We start from the raw sequence: 23,035 nt of genomic DNA on the forward strand, positions 1-23,035 counted from the left end.
CGACTATCCACCGACACAACCGGCGGATAACACCAACAGGGCGCAGGCGAAAAATGCGTTTGCAGCACGTTCTTGTGTTGCTCAATTATCACCCCCAATGGGGGGGGAGACCATTTCTTCGCATTCGCTGCCTGAGCCAAGACGCATTGTTCCACATCCGAGAACAATGCGGAAAGCACGCGAGCAAATCAAGCAGATGGTCCACGATGGATTCTCTATCCAATCGATCAGACGCTCGGCACCGCTTTGTCCTTTGGTGGGTAAATACCTCAGACATTTGAACTTATAACGAACTCTTAATACTGTATCAAGAGACATGCTGGGATAAACGTCTTGCAACGTGTGCTTTAGACCTACTTAAAGAGCGTGTCGTTAAGAAATCGTACACCACGACCGTGATGTCAAACTGTCGTTGCCCGTGATGGGTTGTCCATCATGCCGCATGCGGCGCTCAAGTCCAAGTAGTTCTGCTGTATTTGCTCGACATAGTTTATCAAGATGGGCACCCGCCCCTCGCGGATATCCCCGCGCATCCAGCCACGCCCCCCGGAGCCCGCCCGCCCATCCAAGGTCAAAACCAAGGCCAGATGAATCAGAAAGGGGGTAATAGGACGAACCATCATATTGGAACTTTAATGAACGCGATAACGGCTTTTTTTCTTCAAGAATATAATAAAGACCCTGGCAGAAAGCTTGTGCGTAGCACGCCGGCAGGAAGCGCTGCGTATAACCGATAACCTGACGCCAGAATAAATCACGTTGATTCCATGACCAACGGTCAAATTGCGCGTCGTAGACCTTAAGCGCATCAATCAAGTGCGATGGATTAAAAAACATTTCTTTTTTTGCCAAATCTGTAAAAGCTGTTCTAAACCCGTTTAAAGCCTGGCAAATCGGTGTGTCATTATTCTCTTTTCTAAGAGCTGCCATAATATCAGCATCTGAACTGTTAGAAATAACTTGAACTAGCTTGGTAAAATCATACGATTTCTGCTGAGGCAGTCCTTCAGGAAATAGTTGTCTAAATTGCCTTACCTTTTCTGCCTCACCATCGGGCAGCTTATCAAAATAGGACTCTATCTTTTTCCACAGGGCGACATCGTGAGAGGACAAAGCGGCCTGAAAGGGCGTCAACCCTTGATAGGAACGGCCTGAATAGTCAGTGGCTTTAGAAGGAATAAGCAATAAACGAGGGTTTGCATCAATCATTTCAAGCGCTTCAGCTTCCTCACCTTTAACAACATGGAATAAAAGTATTTTAGCTAATAGTGGTTGACAAGAAAAAAACATCACTTTTGATGCTTGAGAAAGGTTTGACAAGTCTTTTTTGGAAAGGTATTGCGCTAAAGGCCCTTGAATCAGTTCAGTGGGTAATTGCTCTAGTAAAGATAATGAATCTCCACTTGCACCTTCGTTCATTTTTTCTTCACCTTTCTTCGGCATATCAATCTATCCTAACCGTTTAAACAAATGAGCTTATCATAAATATGTCAAAAAATTATACTATGAAAAGCTTAAGGAACGATTAAAAGGTTGGATTTAACAATTGATTAAATTTTAAGCTTTGGATTGGCATTTGAGTGTTATGATTATGCTTCTCTCATCTCAATGGCAATGTACTGGGCAGATTTCAGGTCGTGCGGTATTTGATTTTAGAAAAGCGGGCGATCCTTCCCTCATGCAAGCCTGCCGTAAGTTAGTGATTGTTTAATCAACACAAGGCATATAGGAAGCTGTTAATTTTTGCCTAAATTTGTTTTCAAGACGCAACTGGGCGCTTTGTTTACTATGTGTTTTTTTTTAACAGCGAAAGTTCAATGCAGCCGTTAGGCCCTGAAAAATGAGATCATTGGTGTGCGTACCTGTGCCATCGTCAAATACCTGATATTGATTAAACCAATCAGAAACTTCATATCCTAGCTTTATAGAAACGTTATTATAGCTTAAATTTAACCCCATCAATCCTTGTAGCTCAAAGGCACCAAAATTTCTTTTTCCAAGACGAACCATGCTGGGTAATGTAGAATTACTTTGAGTCATGTTGTCATGAATTGACCAATTACCCCATAAATAAGCAGAAGAAATTTCTGCAACCAGACTAGAATGAAGGTTCTGCTTTTTATAAAAAATCCATTGACTGTCAATCCCAACTTTTGGACCTACTCCCCCAAAATTATTGCTGACTTTTTCATAAACTGTAATATCACCCTGAAAACGAGTATTAACCTGTTGGTTAATAGACCCCCCTTTGATTCCGATGATAGGCTGCAAAATAAACGACTCTCCAACTTCTATTTTCTTAAAGAGATCGGCATCGATCATATTAAAGTCAATGGTAAAATTAACATGTCCAGTATTGTAAAACGCCTCAGCAAACTTACCGGGAATAAATGCAGAAATCACATTACCTTGTGTTGTGGCTTTTTCATTAACGTGATAATGGGTATAAAGTAATCGACCATACCAGTTTTTGTGTTGAAATCCTGTGCCTACTCGAACACCCGGAGCAAAATCAAAATCAATCGTGTTATAGGAGATGACCTGATTAGGTAAACTCAAGCTATTCGTTAAGGACCAGTCGACCGTTTCAAATGCTTGCCAGTACAAAACATCGGCATAAAAATCGACCGCATAGGATAACGATGAAAACAACAGACTAATACCAATTATACTGTGATAAAAATACCGCATGTAGCACCTTGTAATGTCAAATCACCGTGGACGGGGAGCGCTTGGAACATGGGCAACCGTAATTGATTGCTCCAAAACTGCATCTCATAACCTGCTTTAAATGTCACCGTAGCTTTGGCTTGAAATGTCCAATCCAGGCCCAGAAAATACCGTGCCATAAATGTGCCCAGCTTGGAGTTTCTTCTATTTGAGGTAATAGTGGTTTGTGGGATTAAACCCAAAAAAGCCTCTGGCCTAACATAGATATCTTCTATATTCCAGCGCCCCCATAGTAATGCCGTTGACAAATCACTACGGATATTAAGATTTTTACTAAGAGAAAATGAACCATTGATTCCAAAGCTTGGTCCAAAACCTAAGAAATTATTTTTTAGGTTTTCATTGGCAGAATACAAAGGAGTATTATCAAAATTGGCTTCCCATGCAGAGTGAACAGTTTGGTTAATTGTTCCCCCTTTCACACCAATAAAAGGTCGTATTGCTAATGAATCCAGCGGATTAAACCTATGGCCAACCTCAACGTCAACCATATTCATGATAAGCCTCCAGTCTAGCTGGGCGGCATTAAACAAATTTAAAGTCGTAAATCCATTGAAAAACTCAGGAACAAAAAACTGGCCAGAAGGTGCAAAGATGCTTTCATGAGCTTTGGTCGAAAAATAGGTCCAATATAGTTTAAGATCAAAATAAGAACTAGGCTCATAAAGCACCCCCACCCTCAGACCAGGACTCCAATTAAAGTAAACATTGGGTTCCGTGTAAACCGCACCTGGTGGATTGTTTGTTGTTTGCATAAAAGCCCAGGGAGAGGTAGTTTCTTGAGAAGCTTTCCAATATATTAAATCTTCAAACAAGGAAACTTGACTCGAACTCCAACTGACGATGCTTTTAACACTTAAAAAAAACAAAAAAAAGATTGATCGAATGCTCATCATAAATCTTCGTTAAACGTGAAAACAGACGGTTAAAACGCCACCTTGGAAAAACAGTGAATCATCTAATCGTCCCATATCAAATGAATAGTATCTCAGCTGATTAAACCAAGCTTGCGCTTCATAACCTAAACGGACAACCAAATTGCTCTGATTAAAGACACCTTCCCACTCCATTCCTAAATAGCCCCGAACCATGGTTGATACGGTGGATAAAGAATCATTTTGAATCGTGATGAAAACCGGGGTATTGTTTTGATAAACATCCGTTAGTTTCCAGTGTCCCCATAAAAAAGCACCAGAAACATCGCCTTTCAGGTTTAAAGCATGCTTTGGTGTTTCAAAGAGATGCCAATTGGTGTCCAAACCGAACGATGGGCCGATTCCTCTAAAATCGTTGGTCACGGTTTCATTCGCTAATGAAAACGTAGTAATTGGCAATTTCGTTGCGTTGTTAAAAGGCTGTTGCCAATTGGAGCGAATGGATTGATTGATAACACCCGCTTTAATTCCTGCAAATGGGCGTAAGTTCAGAAGGTTATCCACGGCGATAGAGCGGCCAACCTCTAAATCTATGGTATTAAATAGGATTTTCCATTGAATACTCGCTTGGTGATAATAAGGACCTGAGACGCCCGCACCGGTTAGATTTTCAGCAAAAAAATTACCAAGAAATGCCGAGTGAATTTCCCCAGTATTGATTTGTACTTGATTGTTCCCTTCGGTTTGATAACCAGTGTAATAAAAGCGGATATCCCATGGAATTACTACGTTGTTGTAACCAACACCGACGCGTACCCCAGGATTCCAGTTGAAAGGAACGTTTAAAAATTGAACTTGTTGAGTCGTTCCAGTTGGACCAAGAATTTGGCCCCAATTGTCATCACTAACCTCCGTAACTTGCCAAATTAATAATTCTGCAAAAACCGAAGGCACTTGATTTGAATATTGAACACCAAAAATCTGGCTACTGAACCATAGTAACGCGAATAAAAATCCCTGTTTCAAAAAAACTTCTCCAATAACAACCTAAGACATTAAATCATTGAAATCTAACGAAGGAAATTTACCCCAAGGTTTTTGACATGTCTAGGAATAAGTTTGCTATTGAAGTCAATTTTCGCCAATAAGGGACAAGTTAACTTTCGTTCAAGTGTATAGATATTTTCCTCCATCATGATCATGTTCGGATCAATGCAATTAGCAATCCACCCCGCACAATGAATCTGATGCGTCTGCAAAACGTGTTCTGTAAGCAACGCGTGGTTTAAACAACCCAATGTTATCCCAACAATTAAAATCACTGGGATACCTGTCAGCTTTAACACATCAATCCAGGTTTCATGGTCATTAAGTGGCACCATTAATCCCCCTGCTCCTTCTATCAATAAATGGCTCGCGTACGAAAACCGTTCATGCATACAAAAATCAGCAACGTCTTTGGCAGTTAAACTCTGATTCACTAAATGAGGGGAGACTGGGGGCTTAAAACGCCAGGGATTTATATCAGTATGAGATGTGTTACACGCGGAAGAAAGAAGTGATGCGTCTGAGTTAATCAGCACCCCCTCTTTCTCCTCACAGCCAGTCGCGATTGGTTTTAAAGCAATCGCGGTCGATTCGTTCTGAATTAAAAAAGCCAATAGTTGTAATGTGGCATAGGTTTTACCACAATCGGTATCGGTACCGGTAATGAAAAAACGTCTCATACTATAAACTCCTTCAGCAACCTAACGAAATCGCTTTTTTGAGATAAAAATGGCATATGGGCTGATTTTCTAAAGGTTTCATAAGTAAACTTCGGATATTTTTTTTCCATTGCCACCTTTGTTTTATAAGGCGTAATAGCATCCAACCGCCCGAAGAGATAACATACAGGGATTGTAATACTGTTTAATGAATTACGAAGATCCCACTGAACCAAACAGTCTAACCCGTTTTTTAACCCTTCTGAAGTTGGGTCAGAAATTAAGGCTTGTAACGTTTGTTTGTTTTCACCCCGTGCCTGCAAGTCAACAAATTCTATTAATGTTTGAGAGGGGGTTTGACCTAGATTCAGATAAAATTTATCAAACAAGTCTTTTTCAATACCCGGCCAGTTTTCCTCTTTAACGAATTTAGGGGATGAAGCAACATTAACGAGATGAGTGATTCGCAGAGGAACCTCAATGGCTAATCGGGTGGCATATAGCCCACCCATTGACCAGCCGATTAGTGCAAATCGAGGGGGTAATTTGGCTAATAGTTGGGTTTTAAAATACGCCCAATCCGAGAGAGGCGTTTTACCAAACCCCGGTAGATCCACTAAATAGAGTTGATATCCACTGGTAATAAGAGAAGAAGTAAGCAATTCCCAAACTCGACTATCAAACCCCCATCCATGAAATAAAACCAAAGGCTCCCCTTCTCCATAAGATTGAATCTTTATGTTCACAAGGGGTTCCTTTCATAAAAAGAGTCTATACCACAAAACAAAGAATCAATCTGTTCTGGCTCATGACCTGCGTTTAAAATGACTCGTAACCCCGTATCTTTTTTTCGGACTGTAGGAGAGCGCATAGGTAGACAAAAGATATTGTTCTGACGTAAATGCTCCGATAATTTTACCGCTTGATGTGGACATCCTAATCTTAGTTGCTGGATCTGTGACGTAGAATCACCCCATTTGACCTTGGATGCCGTAATTTTCTTTCTAAAATATTGAATCAGGTTTGCGAGTTTTTTACGGCGATCATCCGCTTGTCTTATCACATCTAATGTACGTTCAAGTCCATAAGCATAGGCCGGACTAATCGCAGTCGAGTATATATAGCTGCGAGCACATTGTAGCAGCGCATCAATCCAAAGTGCATTACCTGCAATAATTGCACCTGACGCAGCAAAGGCTTTACCAAGCGGGATCACTCTTAGCGGAACCTCTTCTTGCGATAGTTCCTGCGCAACCACTTCCCCAAGACCATCTCGTCCAGTCACTCCAAAAGCATGGGCTTCATCAATAATTAATGGCCCTGGGTTCAAGCGTGCCATCGCTTTAAGTGAGGTTTTTTGACCACTCATGCTAAAAATGCTTTCTGTGAAAATGACCTTATCACCAGCGACCTTAGAGATTTTTATACCCAAATCAGTCAAGTTTTGATGTTGATAGCGACTGTACTCAACACCGGCTAGTTTTAAACCATCATACACGGAAGCATGTACTTCTTTATCAATTAGAACATGGAGTTTTAGCCGACTTAAAAGACTAGCAATGCCTAGGTTCGCGGTGTAACCTGAGGAAAACAAAATGCACTGGTCTACTTTCAGTACTGTCGCAAAAGCCTGCTCTAACCTGGCATGGGCCTGGTGATAGCCACTCACAACCATAGAACCACCACTCCCTATGGCAAAGCGGCGAAATCCCTCAAGGTATGCTTCCTGAATCGAAGTCTCTAATCCGAGTGATAAATAATCATTGCTGCTAAAGTTCAGATAATTATCATCTCGGATTTTACGAGAACGATATAACCCCATAATCTTCGTTTGGGCAATAAATTGTTCCAGTGCGCCCTGGATCATAAAGCCACAGAGGTCTCATGTGCATTTAATCCTAGTTTGCTAAAAAGCTGATTATCTTTTTCACGTTCAGGATTATCCTCAGTCAATAATTTCTCGCCAATAAACACCGAATTAGCACCAGCAAAGAAACATAATGCCTGCAGTTCGTCATTCATCTCTGTTCTTCCTGCGGTGAGTCGTATAACACTTTCAGGCATAAGAATTCGGGCTGTAGCAATGGTTCGGACCAACTCTATATTATCCACTGGCTTTGCTTGAGCTAACGGGGTACCGGCCACAGGGATTAAGCGATTAATTGGAACGCTTTCAGGAGGCGTTTCAAAATTGGCTAACGTCAATAAAAATTCAATGCGGTCATTACGACTTTCACCTAACCCCAAAATTCCGCCACAACAAACGCGAATGCCTGCATTTCTAACCTCTTGGAGGGTATCGAGACGATCTTGAAATGCTCGGGTGGTGATTACTTGATCATAGTAATTAGGAGAGGTATCAATATTGTGATTGTAATAATCAAGACCAGCGTCTTTGAGCGCTTGCGCTTGCTCGGAATTAAGCATGCCCAACGTCATGCATGTCTCCATGCCTAGTTTTCTGACTTCCTTAATCATTTCCACTAATCTAGGCATAGCTTTGGTGGGTGGGCATCTCCAAGCGGCCCCCATGCAAAACCGTTTTGCTCCACCAGCTTTAGCCTCGATGGCTTTTTGTATCACATCCTCCACATTCATTAAATTTTCTTTTTCAATATGAGTGCTATGATGGCCGCTTTGCGAACAGTATCCACAATCCTCAGGGCATGCGCCTGTTTTAATGCTTAGTAGTGTTGCGAATTGCACTTGATTAGCCAGGTGATGCTGACGATGGATTGTATGGGCATTGAATAATAAATCATTGAATGGTTGCTCATAAATAGCAGAAACCTCATTAATACTCCATTTTGTTTTTATTCGAGACATTTTTAGCTCACTGTCATTGAGGATTGCGAAAAAAATTTACCCAAGATACCGTTTGTCACAAGTCTTAGCACATGATAAATTAGCCCAACCAGTTGTCAACCTGTTTTTTATATTGTGGTTAACAGTGATTTTTTAATTCCTCGTGATTTGAAGCATATCTGGCATCCTTGCTCTCAGATGAAAGATTTTGAACAAGCTCCCCCGCTGATCGTTCATCAAGCTAAAGGCAGCTATCTTTACACCGATAAAGGCATGTTAATTGATGCCATTTCATCATGGTGGTGTAAGTCATTAGGACATGGTCATCCAGAGATTATTGCCGCAATTAAATCCCAGCTATCAAGTTTTGAACATGTCATTAGTGCCAATACCACGCATGAGAAAATCGCCGAACTAGGGGAGCGAATTGCTGATATTACCCAAAACCAACACGTTTTTTTCGCTAGTGACGGCTCAAGCGCCGTTGAAATTGCCATGAAACTTGCTTTACATGCCAAGCAACTCCAAGGATCCACGGCGAATTATTTCGTCTCTTTAAAAAATAGTTATCATGGCGAAACATTTGCAACATTAAGTGTGAGCGATGTAGGCATTTACAAAAAACCCTATAATTCTATAAGCGTCCCTTGTCACTTTCTTCAAGATATCCCTTATGTCAGCGGAAAAGATGATGCCCACTGGCAATCGTGTGAGAGCCATTGGCAAGCGACCCAAACGGTGCTTGACAGCATTAAGGATAAAACTTGTGCCATTATAGTAGAACCGCTTATACAAGGTGCCGGAGGCATGCTTTGTTATAGTGCTGCGTATTTAAAAAAATTAGGACAATACTGCAAAGAAAATGATATTTTTCTTATCGCTGATGAGATCATGACTGGCTTAGGTCGAACCGGGAAATGGCTAGCTTGTGAGCATGCTGAAGTAACAGCAGATTTAATTTGTCTCTCCAAAGGATTAACTTCAGGAACCCTTCCATTAAGTTGCGTCAGTGTAGATCATTCCATTTATGAGTTATTTTATAATGACTATGACACTGGGCGATCATTTTTACATTCGCATACTTACAGCGGCAACGCGGTTGCTGTCAGTGCAGCCTTGGCGACTTTAAAGATTATGCAGCGAGAAAATACTACCTTGAAGGCTGAAAACCTGGGTCAGGTTATGGAAAAAAACTTACATGACATTGCAAGCCTTACTGGAAGATTAAAAAATATCCGTCGTTTAGGAGCAATCGTTGCTGGAGACTTAATTAACCCTGAGCAAAAAAGAGTGGGATTTGAGTTATACAAACGTGGAATTGAGAATGGGGCGCTGCTTAGGCCGTTGGGAAATACGTTGTATTGGCTCCCTCCCTTAAACTGCGATGAAAAGACTATTGGGAATTTAGCTGAAATAACACTAAAATCAATTAAGGAAGCTTATACCTAATAAACGGATCAGAATGTTTCAACTCAAAGAGAAGGGTTCAGGAAGTTTTTATATTCTTATTATTTTCTGGCTATTATTAACCAGCTTAATTTTAACGATTATTTTTTATTTCAATTGGAATAAAGAGCAATTAGAAACAGAACACGCCCTTTTTAAAGCCTCCGACTCAGTTAGTCATAAAGTAAATAACTTAATTAATGACATCCAAAACTCCGTCTACTCCATTCCTGTACTAAGCAAGAATTTCGACGAGTGCACGCCAAACGTACGAGAGAGTCTTGAAAACACTGTTTTTAATAACCCCTTAATTTCTGCTTTGGCTTTAAAAAATAAAAAGAATAAAGTGCTTTGCTCCTCCATCAGCGATATTGCCACCGCTGGGTATCTTAACCCCAAAGCACAAGGACTACTTGGTCCTATAAGTGTGACCAAAAAAGATAATCCAGCCTTTGTCCTCCAACAACCCTTAGGTAATTACATCATTGATGTGTATATATTAAAAAAAGTTTTGGAACAAGCTTTAGAAATTAATGCTTCTTATGCACAAATTATCGCACTTTATAACAACAACGCTCAAAAAGTATTTCTTCAAATTGAGCGAGATGAAAAAGGGGAATGGCAAGCAAGCTCAGAAGAATCTTATTTAACGATGAATGCGATTAACCAGACCTCTTATTTCCATATCGCCACAATTGATAGCCTTAAAGACTTTCAAATTATTTTAATTGCACAGCCAATGGTGATCCATCAATTAACCCTTTGGCATAAGTTGGTCTCGCTATTGGTTGTCATTATTATTTCGATTTTACTGTTTTTCGCGATGAGAAAAGTGTTCAATCATTTTTTTTCACTGCATCGCGCCATTATGAATGCAGTTAAGCATGAGCGGTTTTTCCCGGTGTTTCAGCCTGTTTATGATTTAAATAAAAACCTTTATGTAGGCGTAGAGGTATTAATGCGCTGGAAAACAGAAAATGATGAAATTATAATGCCCGATGTCTTTGTAAACAATGCCGAACGCTCAGGACTTATCATCCCAATCTCTTTACAAATCATAGAAAAAGCTTTTAAAGAATGCCGCCACCTTCTAGCCAAGCACGCTAATTTTTATCTTGGATTTAATTTATCCGCGGCTCATTTTTCAAACCATGATTTTTTTAATAGGTTTGAGAAGCTATGCTTAAATTATCAAGTAAAGCCATCACAAATTTTGTTAGAAATCACTGAACGTGAATTAATTAGTCATGGTGAAACCTTAATCACCAAGACCATGAAAAAACTAAGAAGCAAAGGTTACTCCTTGGCCATAGATGATTTTGGAACAGGACATGCTAGTATTAATTATTTACGGCATTTCCCATTTAATTATCTTAAAATTGATAAACTTTTTATCACCGCAATTGGTACTGGAGCTGTAACTGAAGTGCTAAGTCATTCCATTATTCAAATGGCTAATAACTTAAAACTTGAAATTATCGCTGAAGGCGTAGAGTCTGAAAAACAGATAGAATATTTAAAAGAGAAAGGCGTATATCTTATCCAGGGATGGTATTTTGCTAAAGCAATGCCCATCTACGAGCTAATGCCGTTTATGAATGGAGTCAATCATGAGTAATCATCTTGTTGTCATAATCATTATGCTGAGTATCCTAGGGGCAAATTCTTTATTTGCAGACACCACAGCTGTGATGAAAGGTCAAAATAGCTATTGGCAATGTAAAGCTTATGATGATCAAAATAATCAATGGATTGCGCATAGTCCTTATGAGCGAGTCGCTATAAATAAAGCTTATGATGCCTGTAAAAGTCAAAGTAAACGACCTGAAAGCTGTAAAACCGCTCACGAATACTGTGAAACCATGATTAAAGGAGTAACTACGCGCCCTATGTGGCGCTGCACCGCGCTCGACATGCATGCAAACGCCTGGGTAAGTGATCTTTACACCAGTCGAAATGATGCTGCATTGGGCGCGCGCGCATACTGTGAACATCGAAGCGGTATGCCAGCCACGTGTTATGTTAATTTACTCACCTGTAAAAATCATAATCAGGTACAGGATTAGTCCGATGTATTGCGTCGCGTTAACTGGAAACATCGCCAGTGGAAAATCAACGGTTGCTAAGCTGTTCAACCAACGAGGTGTTGATGTCATCAGTGCCGATCAAATTTCTCGTGCTCTGACTCAACCTGGAGAACCCGCTCTATCTGAAATCACACAATATTTCGGATCATCGATTTTAACCTCCAATGGTGAGCTTGATCGGCCCAAGCTTAGACAAATTATTTTTAATAATCCAGAAAAACGACGATGGCTGGAAACACGGTTACACCCTAAGATACGTCAAGCGATTGCCGCGCAGGTGGCAGAATGTAAAAGTCCTTACTGCATCATTGAAATTCCTCTATTGCCTGATAAAAAGCATCACCCCTATCTCGATGAGATCCTATACGTCGAGGCTGACAAAGAACAGCAAATCGAACGCGTCATGAGGCGCGATAATTGCAGCCGTGAAGAAGCGTTATCAATTTTGAACACACAAGCCACTGCCGAACAACATAAACGATTAGCGGATAAGATTTTATTCAACACTGGAACCCTAAGCGATCTAGAACACAAAGTAGAATCGCTTCATACGTATTATGTAGAAAAGGCTGCAAATAAATCTAAGAACTAAGAGACAACCATCCGTTTAGCGTTTATTCTGCGTACGAAGCCTTGATCATAAAAAACTTGACAAAGATCATTTTTTTTTGTTTTCAGAAAGAAGTATGTTAGTCTAAATGAATCATGCACTAGATGCACAAAACCAATGCTAAATGAAACCATTACATTTCAGCTTGCAACACATTTTCTATCGAAGATTGCCCTGCGTCTTGAGTGCCTTTTTTTAACGGTTGAACAAGCTTGCGAAGAAACGCATCCAGTGATCCATCATTATGCGTTAAAAAACATTATTGAGATTGTAAAAATTGTTGAAAAACCTGAGCTTAAAAGTCGGTTTTTAAAAGAGCTCATGCGAATCGAACACGCGATTCATAAAACCCAGTTCTCTATATCGTCTGAACAATACACTAAGTTGTTTACCCAAGTGCAATATTTAAGTCACGCTGCAGGTCGATTAGGTGGTTCTATTCAGTCCGATCCTTTTCTCCAGGCAATTCGTCTAGCACAAGCCAGTGAGCATAATGATTGTGAGTTCCATTCTCCTCAGCTTCTGTTATGGCTAGAAAACACCCCTCAAAAAAGGCAGCATGATTTATTGAGTTGGCTTAAGAAATTACAATCATTGCAAGAAACCGTTTCGGTTTATTTATCGTTGTTAAGGAATACCGCTCAATTTAACACCATTGATATGTATAATGGCTTTTATCAACGTTCCCTTCCATCTAAAATCTCTTGTCACTTAATATTGCTTCGTATGGATAAAGATTGTGGAATTGTTCCGAAAATGCATGTCGGACATCATGGTTTGAGCCTACGCTTATGCGAGGCTAATTCAATGAATGAAGTAAGCCATAGCCGCACCCCGGTTGACTTAGCAATCTGTCAAATTTAGTCGAAATTTCCCCTTCGTAATACCTGGAAGTACAGAATGTCTTTCCTGAATTAGGGTTATAATTTTTTCATTAGCTTCCGGAAAATGGTACTGATTAAGATCAACCCAATGAACCCATTTCAACCCAAGTTGGTTCTCGTTAGGAATTGCGTGACCTTTAAAAGACGTGACATAGAACACGAATAATCTGACGGCAAGAGTTGCATAATAATGATTGATTGCTCCTATAGAAATACAATCCATAATTTCAAGATTAACTTCCTCTTTGATTTCTCGTTGCAAAGCCATCCGGGGAGACTCATTCTCTTCGACCTTACCTCCAGGAAATTCCCACATTCCTCCGTGCGACTTATCCAGCGGGCGCTGAGCAATGAGCACCCGCTGTGATTGATCAATGATGATCGCAACCGCAACATCCATTAAATCTTACCATGACAGGCTTTATACTTTTTGCCGGATCCACAAGGACAAGGATCATTTCGACCAACTTTTTTAGCGGATCGCTTAAACGTTGAAACCCCTGCCTCTTCCTCTTCCTGATGATCGGGAGCCGCATGAATGTATTGCATTTTATAGGATTGATCAGCGCGACGCTGTTCTTCTACAGCCTCGACATCATCCGATGTTTGCACCTCAACAGAAGACAGTAGACGTATAATTTCATAACGCATGTTGTCTAACATCATAGAAAAGAGTGTAAATGCTTCGCGCTTATACTCTTGCTTTGGATCTTTTTGCGCATAACCCCGCAAATGGATGCCTTGGCGTAAATGATCCATCGCAGCCAAATGTTCACGCCAATGATTGTCTAAGGTTTGCAAGATCACTGACTTTTCAAATTGAGCCAACACATCACGACTAATTTGCTGTTCTTTTTCCTTAAACTGCGTTTCACTTAACTCAATTACTTTTTCTTTAATTTGCTCAGGAAGAATGGCGTGATCTGCTTCAATCCAATCCGAGATCGGTGCTTTAAGCTTGAAATCATCCAAAAGCACTTGTTCAAGCGATTGAACATCCCATTGATCTTCCATGCTTTGTGGCGGAATGTAACGATCAACTAGATTGCCTAAGACATCTTCGCGAATTGTATCAACGGATTGCAATGGATCTTCCATTGCCATAATTTCAGCGCGCTGAGAGTAAATGACTTTCCGTTGATCGTTTGCCACATTATCGTATTCAAGCAATTGCTTTCTGATATCAAAATTATGCCCCTCAAGCTTTCTCTGGGCGTTTTCGATAGCTCTAGTAACTAAATTATGTTCGATTGGTTCACCGGGTTTCATACCTAAACGACGCATCAATGCTGCCACACGCTCAGAAGCGAAGATACGCATTAAATTATCGTCCAAAGACAAGTAGAATCGACTGCTACCAGGGTCTCCCTGTCGGCCTGAACGACCACGAAGCTGATTATCAATACGACGTGACTCATGACGCTCTGAGCCAATAATTCTCAACCCGCCTGCTGCTACAACCGCATCATGTCGCTTTTTCCAATCCTCGCGAATCGCTTGTTTTTCTTCTTCCGTTGCATCTTCTGGAAGTACGGCAAGTTCAGCCGAAAGATTTCCACCTAGAACAATATCTGTACCCCGACCAGCCATGTTTGTTGCAATGGTCACAACCCCAGGACGACCTGCTTCGGCGATAATCTGGGCTTCTTTTTCATGAAATTTCGCATTTAATACTTGGTGTTTTATCTTCGCACGATTTAACATCTGACTGAGTAACTCAGAGGCTTCGATAGAGGCCGTTCCTACCAGTACCGGTTGTTTTCTGGCCACACAATCGCGAACATCTTCAATGATGGCCTGATATTTATCAGCAATGGTTAAATAGATTAAATCCGACTCATCCACTCGCCTCATAGGTTTGTTCGTTGGAATAACGACCACTTCTAAATTATAAATTTGTTGAAATTCATAAGCTTCTGTATCTGCCGTACCGGTCATACCTGATAATTTATCGTATAAACGGAAGAAGTTCTGAAAGGTAATTGAAGCCAAAGTCTGATTTTCATTCTGAATGCGAGCGCCTTCTTTTGCTTCGATTGCCTGATGCAACCCTTCTGACCAGCGGCGACCCGGCATGGTTCTACCGGTGTGCTCATCAACAATCACCACTTCATTATTTTGTACGATGTAATCTACATCACGATGGAACATCGCATGTGCCCGTAAAGCGGCGTTGACATGGTGCATTAGAATAATATTGCTAGCATGATAAAGACTTTCGCCAGGATCCAGCAAATTGGCTTCAGTTAACAACTCTTCAATATGCTGATGACCAGTTTCGGTCAAATGCGCCTGTTTTTGCTTTTCATCAATGGTGTAATCCCCATCACCCTCTTCGCTTTCTTGTTTTTTTAATTTTGGAATGAGCTGATTTATTTTAAGATATAGTTCTGAGCTATCTTCGGCGGCTCCTGAAATAATCAAAGGTGTACGGGCTTCATCGATTAAAATAGAATCTACTTCATCCACAATGGCAAAATTTAACTCACGCTGAACTTTATCCCCCAAACTAAAGGCCATATTATCGCGCAAGTAGTCAAAGCCAAACTCATTGTTTGTCCCGTAGAGAATATCTGATTTATAGGCCTGTTGCTTTTCTTCGTGAGGCATATCTGGATAAATAACGCCAACACTCAAGCCTAAGAATTCATAAATAGGTTTCATCCATTCGCTATCGCGCTTAGCGAGATAGTCATTTACGGTAACAACATGAACGCCTCGATCAGTCAACGCGTTTAAATAAGCAGGTAATGTTGCGACTAGTGTTTTACCTTCACCAGTACGCATTTCGGCAATGTTGCCTTCATGTAAGACCTTGCCGCCTATCATTTGCACATCAAAATGACGTAACCCTAGTTTTCGGACAGAAGCTTCACGAACAACCGCAAACGCCTCAGCTAACAATTCGTCGAGTGTTTCACCATCTGCTAATCGGGCCTTGAAATGTTTAGTCTTTCCAGCGAGCTCCTCATCCGACAATGCTTTCATATGAGGTTCAAACGCATTAATAGCTTCCACCGTTTTTTCCATGCGCCGTAGGGTGCGCTCGTTTCGGCTACCAAACATTTTTTTCATTAACGTATTCAGCATGGCCCTGATAATCCCCTCATAGAATCAAATTTTTAAAATTGGTTAATGTACTAGAATTCCTCTCTAAAAGCCATGACTCAACAGCAATTCCCGCCTCTTTCGTATAATCTTAGAAGCAAAAGCCTTCAGTCAGCATGGCTTCAGCATAGGTTTGTTCCATATCCGTCATCATATTCAGAGCTTGTTTAATCCCTTGTTCAAAATCATGGCTGGCCGTGGAAAGTATACACTGCTTCCATCGCTTGGCATTTGGTAATCCATGGGTTAAGCCAAGAACCGGTTTTAACAAAAGACTAGTCGGAACCCCAAGCGGTTTTTGTGATAGCACATAATCAAAATAGTGGGTTAAAACCTCGACGCGTGTTACAAGTGGATATTCTGGAAACATCTTATGATGAATTCTTCCTATCTGATAAGGTTCATTGCAAGCCAAACGCCCTAGCATAACCCCATCAACTACTACTAAATGGTTTTGTATTTCATTATAGCAGTTAATATTACCGTTGATGACGACAGGGAGGGATTTTAGTTCATTTTTTAATCGATAAACGTATTCATAGTTAATCGGTGGTATTGTTCGATTTTGCTTTGGGTTTAATCCTTTTAGCCAGGCTTTGCGAGCATGAACGATGAGTTTATCGGCGCCTGCATCAACAAGACGATGAGCAAAATTCGCAAAAAACTCATAGCTGTCTTGCTGATCAATGCCAATACGTGTTTTTGCTGTAACAGGAATAGCCACAGCGCGCTTCATAGCAAAAATGCAGTCAGCCACTAAATTCGGCTCCGCCATCATACAGGCACCAAAACGCCCAGCTTGCACGCGATCACTCGGACACCCAAGATTTAAGTTGATTTCATCAAATCCAGCCTCTTCCGCCAATTGTGCGCAATGCACTAAGGCATCAACTGAAGCACCGCCTAGCTGTAAGGCCACTGGCTTTTCAATACGCTGAAATTGCAAAGCGCGCTTAGGATTGTTAAACACCGCACCAGGTGTTTGCATATCTGTATAAACTAAGGCCTTAGGGGCCAACAATCGCATCAATACCCGAAAGTGAGTATTTGTCCAATCAATCATTGGGGCTATTGCTAGAGGGGAGAGTAAGCTTGGTGGTTCAATCACAACAAATGCTTCGAATCATTTACAATAGGCTATAGTATACAGCAAAATTTACTGTGTTTTAAAATTAGATCTATCTAGCCTATTACTCTCAGAAACAAACTTCTACTTAGCCAACTTATGCAGCTCGTCTTTTGAGGTCTTGGCTATGCAGGACTCTATAGGCAAAAATCGCCAAATTTGACGCTGTCGCTTTCTCTTTATTCAGTAGATAGGGTATAATATACCCATCCCACCTGAAGATACTGGTTTTTTCGCGACTTGATTTTTGTATCAGCAATTTGTTCAAAAGTGAATAATAGCAAGCCCCACTGCGAGCTTTTGAACAAATTGCTGGCGTAAAAAGCGATAGCGCAAATCCAGTATCTTCAGCTGGAATGGGTATAAAGTGCCTTGGCCTAGGTTGAGGCAGTTAACCGCATACATGGGGCAAGTCATGAATATATTGAACATTGATTACACGCATCCTCTGGCCAATAAACAATTTAGCGAATCACTCCAACATACTGGCTTTGCTGTATTAGAAAACCACCCAATATCTTCTGCGCTCATTGATTCCATTTACAGCGAATGGATTAATTTTTTCAATTCTGATGACAAAAACCGTTATCTCTACAAACGAGAGACACAGGACGGCTACTTTCCTCCTTCAGTTTCGGAGAAAGCAAAAGGCGCCTCTTTGAAAGATATAAAAGAATTTTTTCAATATTATCCCTGGGGACAATATCCCTCCATAATGAGCCAAGATACGAAAACGCTTTACCAACAACTCACAGATTTAGCTGCAACGCTTTTGACTTGGTTAGAAAATACATTACCTGTGAATGTTTCTAATCAATTGTCTATGCCGTTTTCCCGCATGATCAATCAAAGTGACCAAACCATGCTTCGCATCCTACATTACCCGCCGCTAACCGGATCGGAACCAGCAGGCGCTGTTCGTGCAGCCGCGCATGAAGACATTAACTTAATTACGTTATTAGTAGGAGCAACCAGTTCTGGATTGCAAGTAAAAGACAACCTTGGAAATTGGCATGAAGTACCCTGCTCTAAGGAAAGCATTGTGGTCAATGCAGGGGATATGCTAGATCTGGCAACTAGTGGTTATTATCGTTCTACCACTCATCGAGTCGTTAACCCAGAATTAAATAATGTGGCTAGGCTTTCCATGCCTCTATTTTTACATCCCAGACCAGAAGTATCACTCTCTCCTGAAAAAACAGCCAGACAATACCTTCATGAACGCTTAACTGAGTTAGGAGTTCTATAGCCATGAGCAACCACAATACCAGCCTACCATCCGATGCTATTGTACAAGTTAAACAGTATTTGTTGGGATTACAACAATCAATTTGCCAAGAATTAGAACGCTTAGATGGCAAAAGTCGGTTTATTGAAGATGCCTGGACAAGAGCTCAAGGTGGCGGAGGAATTTCACGAGTGCTGAGCCATGGCTCTGTGTTTGAGAAAGCTGGTGTTAATTTCTCTCATGTTTCAGGACATCAATTGCCTGCCTCAGCAACGGCGCATAGGCCAGAATTGGCTGGCCGTGAATTTACAGCGCTAGGTGTGTCATTAGTCATTCATCCTGATAACCCCTTTGTTCCGACCTCACATGCGAACGTCCGTTTTTTTAGTGCGAAAAAAAGAGGCGAACGTCCGATTTGGTGGTTTGGCGGAGGATTTGATTTAACCCCTTATTATGGCTTTATAGACGATTGCCGCCATTGGCATCAAACCGCTCGGGAAGCTTGTGCTCCGTATGGCGAAGAGATTTATCCAAGGTTTAAACGCTGGTGTGATCAATATTTCTATCTAAAACACCGCGAAGAGGCACGAGGCATTGGTGGACTATTTTTTGATGATTTTAATGAAGGCGGGTTTGCATTGAGCTTTGGTTTAATGAAAAGTATTGGCGATCATTTTATCAAAGCATACGCACCAATTGTTGAGAAGCGGAAAGACAGTCCCTACAATCCACACCAAAAAGAATTCCAACGGTTTAGGCGCGGGCGTTATGTGGAATTTAATTTAATCTATGATCGCGGCACCTTATTTGGATTACAATCAGGAGGGCGCACTGAGTCGATTCTTATGTCGCTCCCTCCTGAAGTCCAATGGCAATATAATTGGCATCCAGAGCCACATACCCCTGAAGCAAAGTTGTATACAGATTTCCTTCCAGCACGAGACTGGTTGAGCTAGGCAGGAACCAGCTTAAGTTAGATTGTGTTTTCTAACCATTCTAACCTGGTTCCTGATCACTAGTCCTTTGCTCTAAAATAAATCCAAAATATTCCTGCTGCAAAAGCATTTAGTATGCCTAATATCAAAAACACCCCTGGGATTGACACGTGCAAATAAATGAGCAGCATTACAAACAAGGAACCAAGCACCATAAACAATGCATTAAAAATATTATTTGCCGCGATGGTTCTTGCGCGATGAGTACCTTCACTGCCCACTTGTAGAAACGTATATAGTGGAACAATAAATAGACCGCCAAAAAACGCTAAAAAAAACAAGTCTAATGAAATGCGTATGTGCTGTATATTCCAAAAAAACTCAGTAAGCGACAGTAGCGATTTATTTTGTTGGGGTGTAGCCCAATACAAGTCACAAGCAAAAACCGACAATAATAACATTGCTTTAGGCACTAGCCTTAGAGACACTTCTCCTTCTAAAATCTTATTAATTGTTAAAGACCCGGCGGCGATTCCAATTGAAAACAATGCCAGAAACACAGCAAATACTGGTGTTTCAGCATTTAACACATAATTAGTATAATCAGGAAGCTTGGTTAATATGACTGCTCCAATTAGCCAAAACCAAGAGATCGCAAACAATGTTGGTACAATTTTGGTGTTACGAATAATATCCTTGATCATGCGATTTGTGGCTCGGATAACGCGCCAATCCACATCTAGATTGTTGTCTTTTGATCGCGCCGGAGGAATATATTGACTGGCTAATAAGCCAATAAGGGCGGATGAGCAGGTTAGTAGAATGGCATACAAAGCTCCTGAGCGCTCTCCACCCACGCCCAATGCGCCTAAAGTCGTCCCGAGTAAAATAGCTAAAAAAGTGCTGCCTTCAATTAGTGAGGTTGCCGCTAGAAGCTGCTTTTTCGGGAGGTGGTCTGGTAAAATAGCATATTTGATTGGCCCAAAAAACGTTGAGTGAACGCCCATCCCGGTTAAAATGGCCATCATGATGGGTATATTTCCGTAATAAAGCCCAAACCCACCAAAGATCATAAGCATTAACTCAAATAGCTTTAATACGCGTGTCATTTTGGCTTTATCTATTTTATCAGCTAATTGGCCTGCTGTTGCTGAAAAAATAAAAAAAGGGAGAATAAATAATGCGCCGGCAATAGCTTGGAATTGTTCAGACTGTCCCTGACTGGTGCTAAGAAAGTAGCTGATTAAAGTCAGCGTGGCTAACTTGTAGGCATTATCATTAAATGCGCCAAAGAACTGCGTTAAAAACAGCGGAAGAAAGGTTTGTTTTCCTAGCAGGTGGAATACGCTCGCTTTCATTTAGAATCCTGTTTTTAATGATCAGCCATTAGTACGTCGAGATAGCGCTTGCATTACCTTCTCTAGATTGTGTTGATGAGGGGATGTTTGATTAATTACAGCCTTCATTCGCTCTTCAAAATAATCTTTCACTTCACGATCCGGAAGAATGTAAAATACGTTTTTATCGATTTCAGCAAGAATATGGTGGGCGATCTCTTCAGGATCCCGACTTCGTTGTATCAAATCTACCATTAGATTTTGCAATGGGCTATTTGTACTCGGTTTAGAGTTTGATAGTAATTGCGTGTTCGCAAACGATGGGCATACCACAGATACGTCTACGGGCATTTCTGAAGCACGAAGATCAAAATAGAGGGATTCAGACAGCGCGACAATGGCATGTTTTGACATAGCATAAGCCGCCATATTTGAACCACTGCATAACCCATAAAAACTAGCCATATTAATAATGTGCGAACGATGCGATTGCTCAAATAGGATCGGAATAAACGCTTGAACGCCATTTAATATTCCATATAAGTTGACATCCATAACCTGGTGAATTTCATCAAGCTTCAAACTCCACAAGGGAGCAATCCGCCCGCTAATTCCAGCGTTATTGAATAACCAATCCACACGATTAAAAGCGTTAATTGTCTTATCCGCGAGACGTTGAAGTTGCGAAAATTGAGTGACATCACACCGAACACCTAGTATGCAAGCCCCTTCATGCTGTTGCAATTTCTGAACGCTAAATGACAAAGCTTGCTCATCGACATCCGCCATCACCACGCGCATGCCTTTTTTAACGCATGCATTGGCAAGTGCTAACCCAATACCACTCGCAGCACCAGTTATAACAGCAACTGGAACGCGTTCACAATGTTTACTCATGAAATAAAAAAGACCTTGACCAAGTCATCTATAATGAACCCAGTTTAAGAATTAATCTATTAGTATGCGGATGGTGTATGATTCGATACACTAAGTCAATAACTCATTTCTTTTTCGAGAACAACATCCTGAGCTTTGAGACCTTTAGGGCCTTTGTCTAGAACATAGCTCACTGTATCGTTTTCATGCAGCGTTTTAAAACCAGCTCCCTGGATATCTTTATAATGTACAAAAATATCATTTCCATCAGGGCTAATAATAAAACCAAATCCCTTTTTTTCGTTAAACCATTTAACTTGTCCTTTTAATCGTTGCGACATTTCGCTCATCCTCTTTTTTTGGTTTATAAAATCCATTAAGTTAAAAATATTGCTAAACTATAATTACTGTCGGTCAGTCCGTATCAGCATAACAATATTTTAATTGATTATTAAGGATTTTTTTTAAAAGTCAATATCGGGGAGCGTCTGTGAAAAATTTAAAAGAAGCGTTTATACGACTTGCTTTGGAGTGTGAGGCATTAAAATTTGGTGACTTTACCTTAAAATCGGGGAGAAACAGTCCTTATTTTTTTAATGCCGGGTTAATTTATCAAGGGAAAGGACTCCGGAGTCTAGGACAATTTTATGCCAATGCTATTCTGGATCAAGAATTAGAATTCGACCACATTTTTGGACCCTCCTATAAAGGCATACCCATTGCCACTGCAACCGCCATTGCGTTAACCGAAATGGGAGTAGACACAACCGTCACTTTTAATCGTAAAGAAGTAAAGAATCACGGTGAAGGGGGGGAATTGATTGGTGCGCCTTTGGGTGGAAGAACGCTTGTTGTGGATGATGTTATTACTGCAGGAACAGCGTTTCGTGAAGCACAAGATCTAATTGTTCGCCATGGGGGGCAACTATCATGCGTGATTATTTCCCTGGATCGATGCGAACGAGGAACTGGCGAACGATCAACCTTAAAAGAGATCCAGTCACAGGGAATTCGGGTGATTTCTCTCATTACCATCTTCGATCTGATCGATTATCTGCAAGAACATGATGAAGAAGAGAAAGTGTCGCGATTAAAGACCTACTTAGAGATTCACGGCGAACCTTCCTAGGTTTCTTGGATAAATGCCCGTGCTCTTTCAATGCGTGATTTATGCTGTTTCTTTTTCGCCCTGCCGTATATTAAAATACTCGCAAGGTAATGAGCCATTACTCGCTTTTAAAATACGGCAGGACAAAAAATAAAGACGCCTAAAACACGCTTT

23 protein-coding genes are annotated in these 23,035 nt (G+C 40.9%); 9 read left to right on the top strand and 14 right to left on the bottom strand.

All coding sequences use genetic code 11. The annotated features are described in order from the left end of the window. Positions 1-372: 372 nt before the first annotated feature. Positions 373-1,443 carry an F-box protein gene (locus tag E1O47_RS04270; protein WP_133130035.1) on the bottom strand — a complete coding sequence of 357 codons (1,071 nt, stop codon included), beginning with the start codon at positions 1,441-1,443 and terminating at the stop codon, positions 373-375. 133 nt (positions 1,444-1,576) lie between these two features. Between E1O47_RS04270 and E1O47_RS12595 the strand changes: the two genes are divergently transcribed. Then, on the top strand, positions 1,577-1,711 hold the full coding sequence (locus E1O47_RS12595; protein ID WP_278025360.1) for a hypothetical protein: 135 nt from the start codon (positions 1,577-1,579) through the stop codon (positions 1,709-1,711). Positions 1,712-1,800: 89 nt separating this feature from the next. On the opposite strand, the gene E1O47_RS04275 is transcribed toward E1O47_RS12595, so the two are convergent. From E1O47_RS04275 to bioB, 7 genes are all read right to left on the bottom strand, one after another. Continuing rightward, positions 1,801-2,691 (bottom strand): Lpg1974 family pore-forming outer membrane protein, encoded by an 891-nt coding sequence (locus E1O47_RS04275; protein ID WP_133130036.1) that lies wholly within the window; start codon positions 2,689-2,691, stop codon positions 1,801-1,803. Beyond that, positions 2,667-3,545, bottom strand: a complete 879-nt coding sequence (locus E1O47_RS04280; RefSeq protein WP_133130037.1) for an Lpg1974 family pore-forming outer membrane protein — start codon at positions 3,543-3,545, stop codon at positions 2,667-2,669. The genes E1O47_RS04275 and E1O47_RS04280 overlap by 25 nt, the downstream gene beginning before the upstream one ends. A gap of 90 nt (positions 3,546-3,635) precedes the next feature. Then, positions 3,636-4,631: an Lpg1974 family pore-forming outer membrane protein gene (locus E1O47_RS04285; protein WP_133130038.1), complete on the bottom strand. Its 996-nt coding sequence runs from the start codon at positions 4,629-4,631 to the stop codon at positions 3,636-3,638. A gap of 44 nt (positions 4,632-4,675) precedes the next feature. Continuing rightward, a complete protein-coding gene (bioD, locus tag E1O47_RS04290) occupies positions 4,676-5,332 on the bottom strand; it encodes a dethiobiotin synthase (protein ID WP_133130039.1) in 657 nt (218 codons plus the stop codon). Beyond that, positions 5,329-6,057 carry an alpha/beta fold hydrolase gene (locus E1O47_RS04295; RefSeq protein WP_133130040.1) on the bottom strand — a complete coding sequence of 243 codons (729 nt, stop codon included), beginning with the start codon at positions 6,055-6,057 and terminating at the stop codon, positions 5,329-5,331. The genes bioD and E1O47_RS04295 overlap by 4 nt, the downstream gene beginning before the upstream one ends. After that, positions 6,054-7,178 (bottom strand): aminotransferase class I/II-fold pyridoxal phosphate-dependent enzyme, encoded by a 1,125-nt coding sequence (locus E1O47_RS04300; RefSeq protein ID WP_133130041.1) that lies wholly within the window; start codon positions 7,176-7,178, stop codon positions 6,054-6,056. The genes E1O47_RS04295 and E1O47_RS04300 overlap by 4 nt, the downstream gene beginning before the upstream one ends. Continuing rightward, positions 7,175-8,137 carry a biotin synthase BioB gene (gene bioB / locus E1O47_RS04305; RefSeq protein WP_133130042.1) on the bottom strand — a complete coding sequence of 321 codons (963 nt, stop codon included), beginning with the start codon at positions 8,135-8,137 and terminating at the stop codon, positions 7,175-7,177. Before bioB ends, E1O47_RS04300 begins: the two co-directional genes overlap by 4 nt. Before the next feature lie 114 nt (positions 8,138-8,251). Between bioB and bioA the strand changes: the two genes are divergently transcribed. The 5 genes from bioA to zapD all read left to right on the top strand — a co-directional run bounded on the left by bioA (position 8,252) and on the right by zapD (position 13,123). Further along, a complete protein-coding gene (bioA, locus tag E1O47_RS04310; RefSeq protein ID WP_133130043.1) occupies positions 8,252-9,565 on the top strand; it encodes an adenosylmethionine--8-amino-7-oxononanoate transaminase in 1,314 nt (437 codons plus the stop codon). 13 nt (positions 9,566-9,578) lie between these two features. Then, on the top strand, positions 9,579-11,180 hold the full coding sequence (locus E1O47_RS04315) for an EAL domain-containing protein (RefSeq protein WP_133130044.1): 1,602 nt from the start codon (positions 9,579-9,581) through the stop codon (positions 11,178-11,180). Continuing rightward, positions 11,173-11,628 carry a hypothetical protein gene (locus tag E1O47_RS04320; RefSeq protein ID WP_242602002.1) on the top strand — a complete coding sequence of 152 codons (456 nt, stop codon included), beginning with the start codon at positions 11,173-11,175 and terminating at the stop codon, positions 11,626-11,628. Before E1O47_RS04315 ends, E1O47_RS04320 begins: the two co-directional genes overlap by 8 nt. A gap of 4 nt (positions 11,629-11,632) precedes the next feature. Beyond that, positions 11,633-12,241, top strand: a complete 609-nt coding sequence (coaE, locus tag E1O47_RS04325) for a dephospho-CoA kinase (protein ID WP_133130045.1) — start codon at positions 11,633-11,635, stop codon at positions 12,239-12,241. 135 nt (positions 12,242-12,376) lie between these two features. Then, the gene (zapD, locus tag E1O47_RS04330) at positions 12,377-13,123 is read left to right on the top strand and encodes a cell division protein ZapD (RefSeq protein WP_133130046.1); all 747 of its coding nucleotides are present in this window, start codon (positions 12,377-12,379) and stop codon (positions 13,121-13,123) included. On the opposite strand, the gene E1O47_RS04335 is transcribed toward zapD, so the two are convergent. From E1O47_RS04335 to dusA, 3 genes are all read right to left on the bottom strand, one after another. Then, positions 13,103-13,543 carry a (deoxy)nucleoside triphosphate pyrophosphohydrolase gene (locus E1O47_RS04335; protein ID WP_133130047.1) on the bottom strand — a complete coding sequence of 147 codons (441 nt, stop codon included), beginning with the start codon at positions 13,541-13,543 and terminating at the stop codon, positions 13,103-13,105. The two genes, zapD and E1O47_RS04335, sit on opposite strands and share 21 nt — an antisense overlap. Next, positions 13,543-16,233, bottom strand: a complete 2,691-nt coding sequence (gene secA, locus E1O47_RS04340; protein ID WP_133130048.1) for a preprotein translocase subunit SecA — start codon at positions 16,231-16,233, stop codon at positions 13,543-13,545. The genes E1O47_RS04335 and secA overlap by 1 nt, the downstream gene beginning before the upstream one ends. A 109-nt stretch (positions 16,234-16,342) precedes the next feature. Continuing rightward, positions 16,343-17,359, bottom strand: a complete 1,017-nt coding sequence (gene dusA, locus E1O47_RS04345; protein WP_278025361.1) for a tRNA dihydrouridine(20/20a) synthase DusA — start codon at positions 17,357-17,359, stop codon at positions 16,343-16,345. A 433-nt stretch (positions 17,360-17,792) separates the two neighbouring features. Here dusA and E1O47_RS04350 point away from each other — a divergent pair, with 433 nt between their 5' ends. After that, entirely contained in the window at positions 17,793-18,626 is an 834-nt protein-coding gene (locus E1O47_RS04350) for a 2OG-Fe(II) oxygenase family protein (RefSeq protein WP_133130049.1), read from the top strand. Positions 18,627-18,628: 2 nt separating this feature from the next. After that, positions 18,629-19,561: an oxygen-dependent coproporphyrinogen oxidase gene (gene hemF, locus E1O47_RS04355; protein ID WP_133130050.1), complete on the top strand. Its 933-nt coding sequence runs from the start codon at positions 18,629-18,631 to the stop codon at positions 19,559-19,561. A 59-nt stretch (positions 19,562-19,620) separates the two neighbouring features. On the opposite strand, the gene E1O47_RS04360 is transcribed toward hemF, so the two are convergent. The 3 genes from E1O47_RS04360 to E1O47_RS04370 all read right to left on the bottom strand — a co-directional run bounded on the left by E1O47_RS04360 (position 19,621) and on the right by E1O47_RS04370 (position 22,094). Continuing rightward, on the bottom strand, positions 19,621-20,898 hold the full coding sequence (locus E1O47_RS04360) for an MFS transporter (RefSeq protein WP_133130051.1): 1,278 nt from the start codon (positions 20,896-20,898) through the stop codon (positions 19,621-19,623). A gap of 21 nt (positions 20,899-20,919) precedes the next feature. Then, positions 20,920-21,774 carry an SDR family NAD(P)-dependent oxidoreductase gene (locus tag E1O47_RS04365; RefSeq protein ID WP_133130052.1) on the bottom strand — a complete coding sequence of 285 codons (855 nt, stop codon included), beginning with the start codon at positions 21,772-21,774 and terminating at the stop codon, positions 20,920-20,922. Between the two features lie 95 nt (positions 21,775-21,869). Continuing rightward, a complete protein-coding gene (locus tag E1O47_RS04370) occupies positions 21,870-22,094 on the bottom strand; it encodes a cold-shock protein (RefSeq protein WP_133130053.1) in 225 nt (74 codons plus the stop codon). A gap of 149 nt (positions 22,095-22,243) precedes the next feature. Between E1O47_RS04370 and pyrE the strand changes: the two genes are divergently transcribed. Next, entirely contained in the window at positions 22,244-22,882 is a 639-nt protein-coding gene (gene pyrE, locus E1O47_RS04375) for an orotate phosphoribosyltransferase (RefSeq protein WP_133130054.1), read from the top strand. The last annotated feature ends 153 nt before the right edge of the window (positions 22,883-23,035 follow it).

This window comes from Legionella yabuuchiae, assembly GCF_900640115.1.
GTDB classification, from domain to species: Bacteria; Pseudomonadota; Gammaproteobacteria; order Legionellales; family Legionellaceae; genus Legionella_A; species Legionella_A yabuuchiae.

Coding starts and splice junctions, on each gene's coding strand:
- E1O47_RS04270 (WP_133130035.1), bottom strand. CDS start 1,443: ATGCCGAAGAAAGGTGAAGAAAAAATGAACGAAGGTGCAAGTGGAGAT.
- E1O47_RS04275 (WP_133130036.1), bottom strand. CDS start 2,691: ATGCGGTATTTTTATCACAGTATAATTGGTATTAGTCTGTTGTTTTCA.
- bioD (WP_133130039.1), bottom strand. CDS start 5,332: ATGAGACGTTTTTTCATTACCGGTACCGATACCGATTGTGGTAAAACC.
- E1O47_RS04300 (WP_133130041.1), bottom strand. CDS start 7,178: ATGATCCAGGGCGCACTGGAACAATTTATTGCCCAAACGAAGATTATG.
- bioB (WP_133130042.1), bottom strand. CDS start 8,137: ATGTCTCGAATAAAAACAAAATGGAGTATTAATGAGGTTTCTGCTATT.
- E1O47_RS04315 (WP_133130044.1), top strand. CDS start 9,579: ATGTTTCAACTCAAAGAGAAGGGTTCAGGAAGTTTTTATATTCTTATT.
- E1O47_RS04320 (WP_242602002.1), top strand. CDS start 11,173: ATGAGTAATCATCTTGTTGTCATAATCATTATGCTGAGTATCCTAGGG.
- coaE (WP_133130045.1), top strand. CDS start 11,633: ATGTATTGCGTCGCGTTAACTGGAAACATCGCCAGTGGAAAATCAACG.
- zapD (WP_133130046.1), top strand. CDS start 12,377: ATGCTAAATGAAACCATTACATTTCAGCTTGCAACACATTTTCTATCG.
- E1O47_RS04335 (WP_133130047.1), bottom strand. CDS start 13,543: ATGGATGTTGCGGTTGCGATCATCATTGATCAATCACAGCGGGTGCTC.
- secA (WP_133130048.1), bottom strand. CDS start 16,233: ATGCTGAATACGTTAATGAAAAAAATGTTTGGTAGCCGAAACGAGCGC.
- E1O47_RS04350 (WP_133130049.1), top strand. CDS start 17,793: ATGAATATATTGAACATTGATTACACGCATCCTCTGGCCAATAAACAA.
- hemF (WP_133130050.1), top strand. CDS start 18,629: ATGAGCAACCACAATACCAGCCTACCATCCGATGCTATTGTACAAGTT.
- E1O47_RS04360 (WP_133130051.1), bottom strand. CDS start 20,898: ATGAAAGCGAGCGTATTCCACCTGCTAGGAAAACAAACCTTTCTTCCG.
- E1O47_RS04365 (WP_133130052.1), bottom strand. CDS start 21,774: ATGAGTAAACATTGTGAACGCGTTCCAGTTGCTGTTATAACTGGTGCT.
- E1O47_RS04370 (WP_133130053.1), bottom strand. CDS start 22,094: ATGTCGCAACGATTAAAAGGACAAGTTAAATGGTTTAACGAAAAAAAG.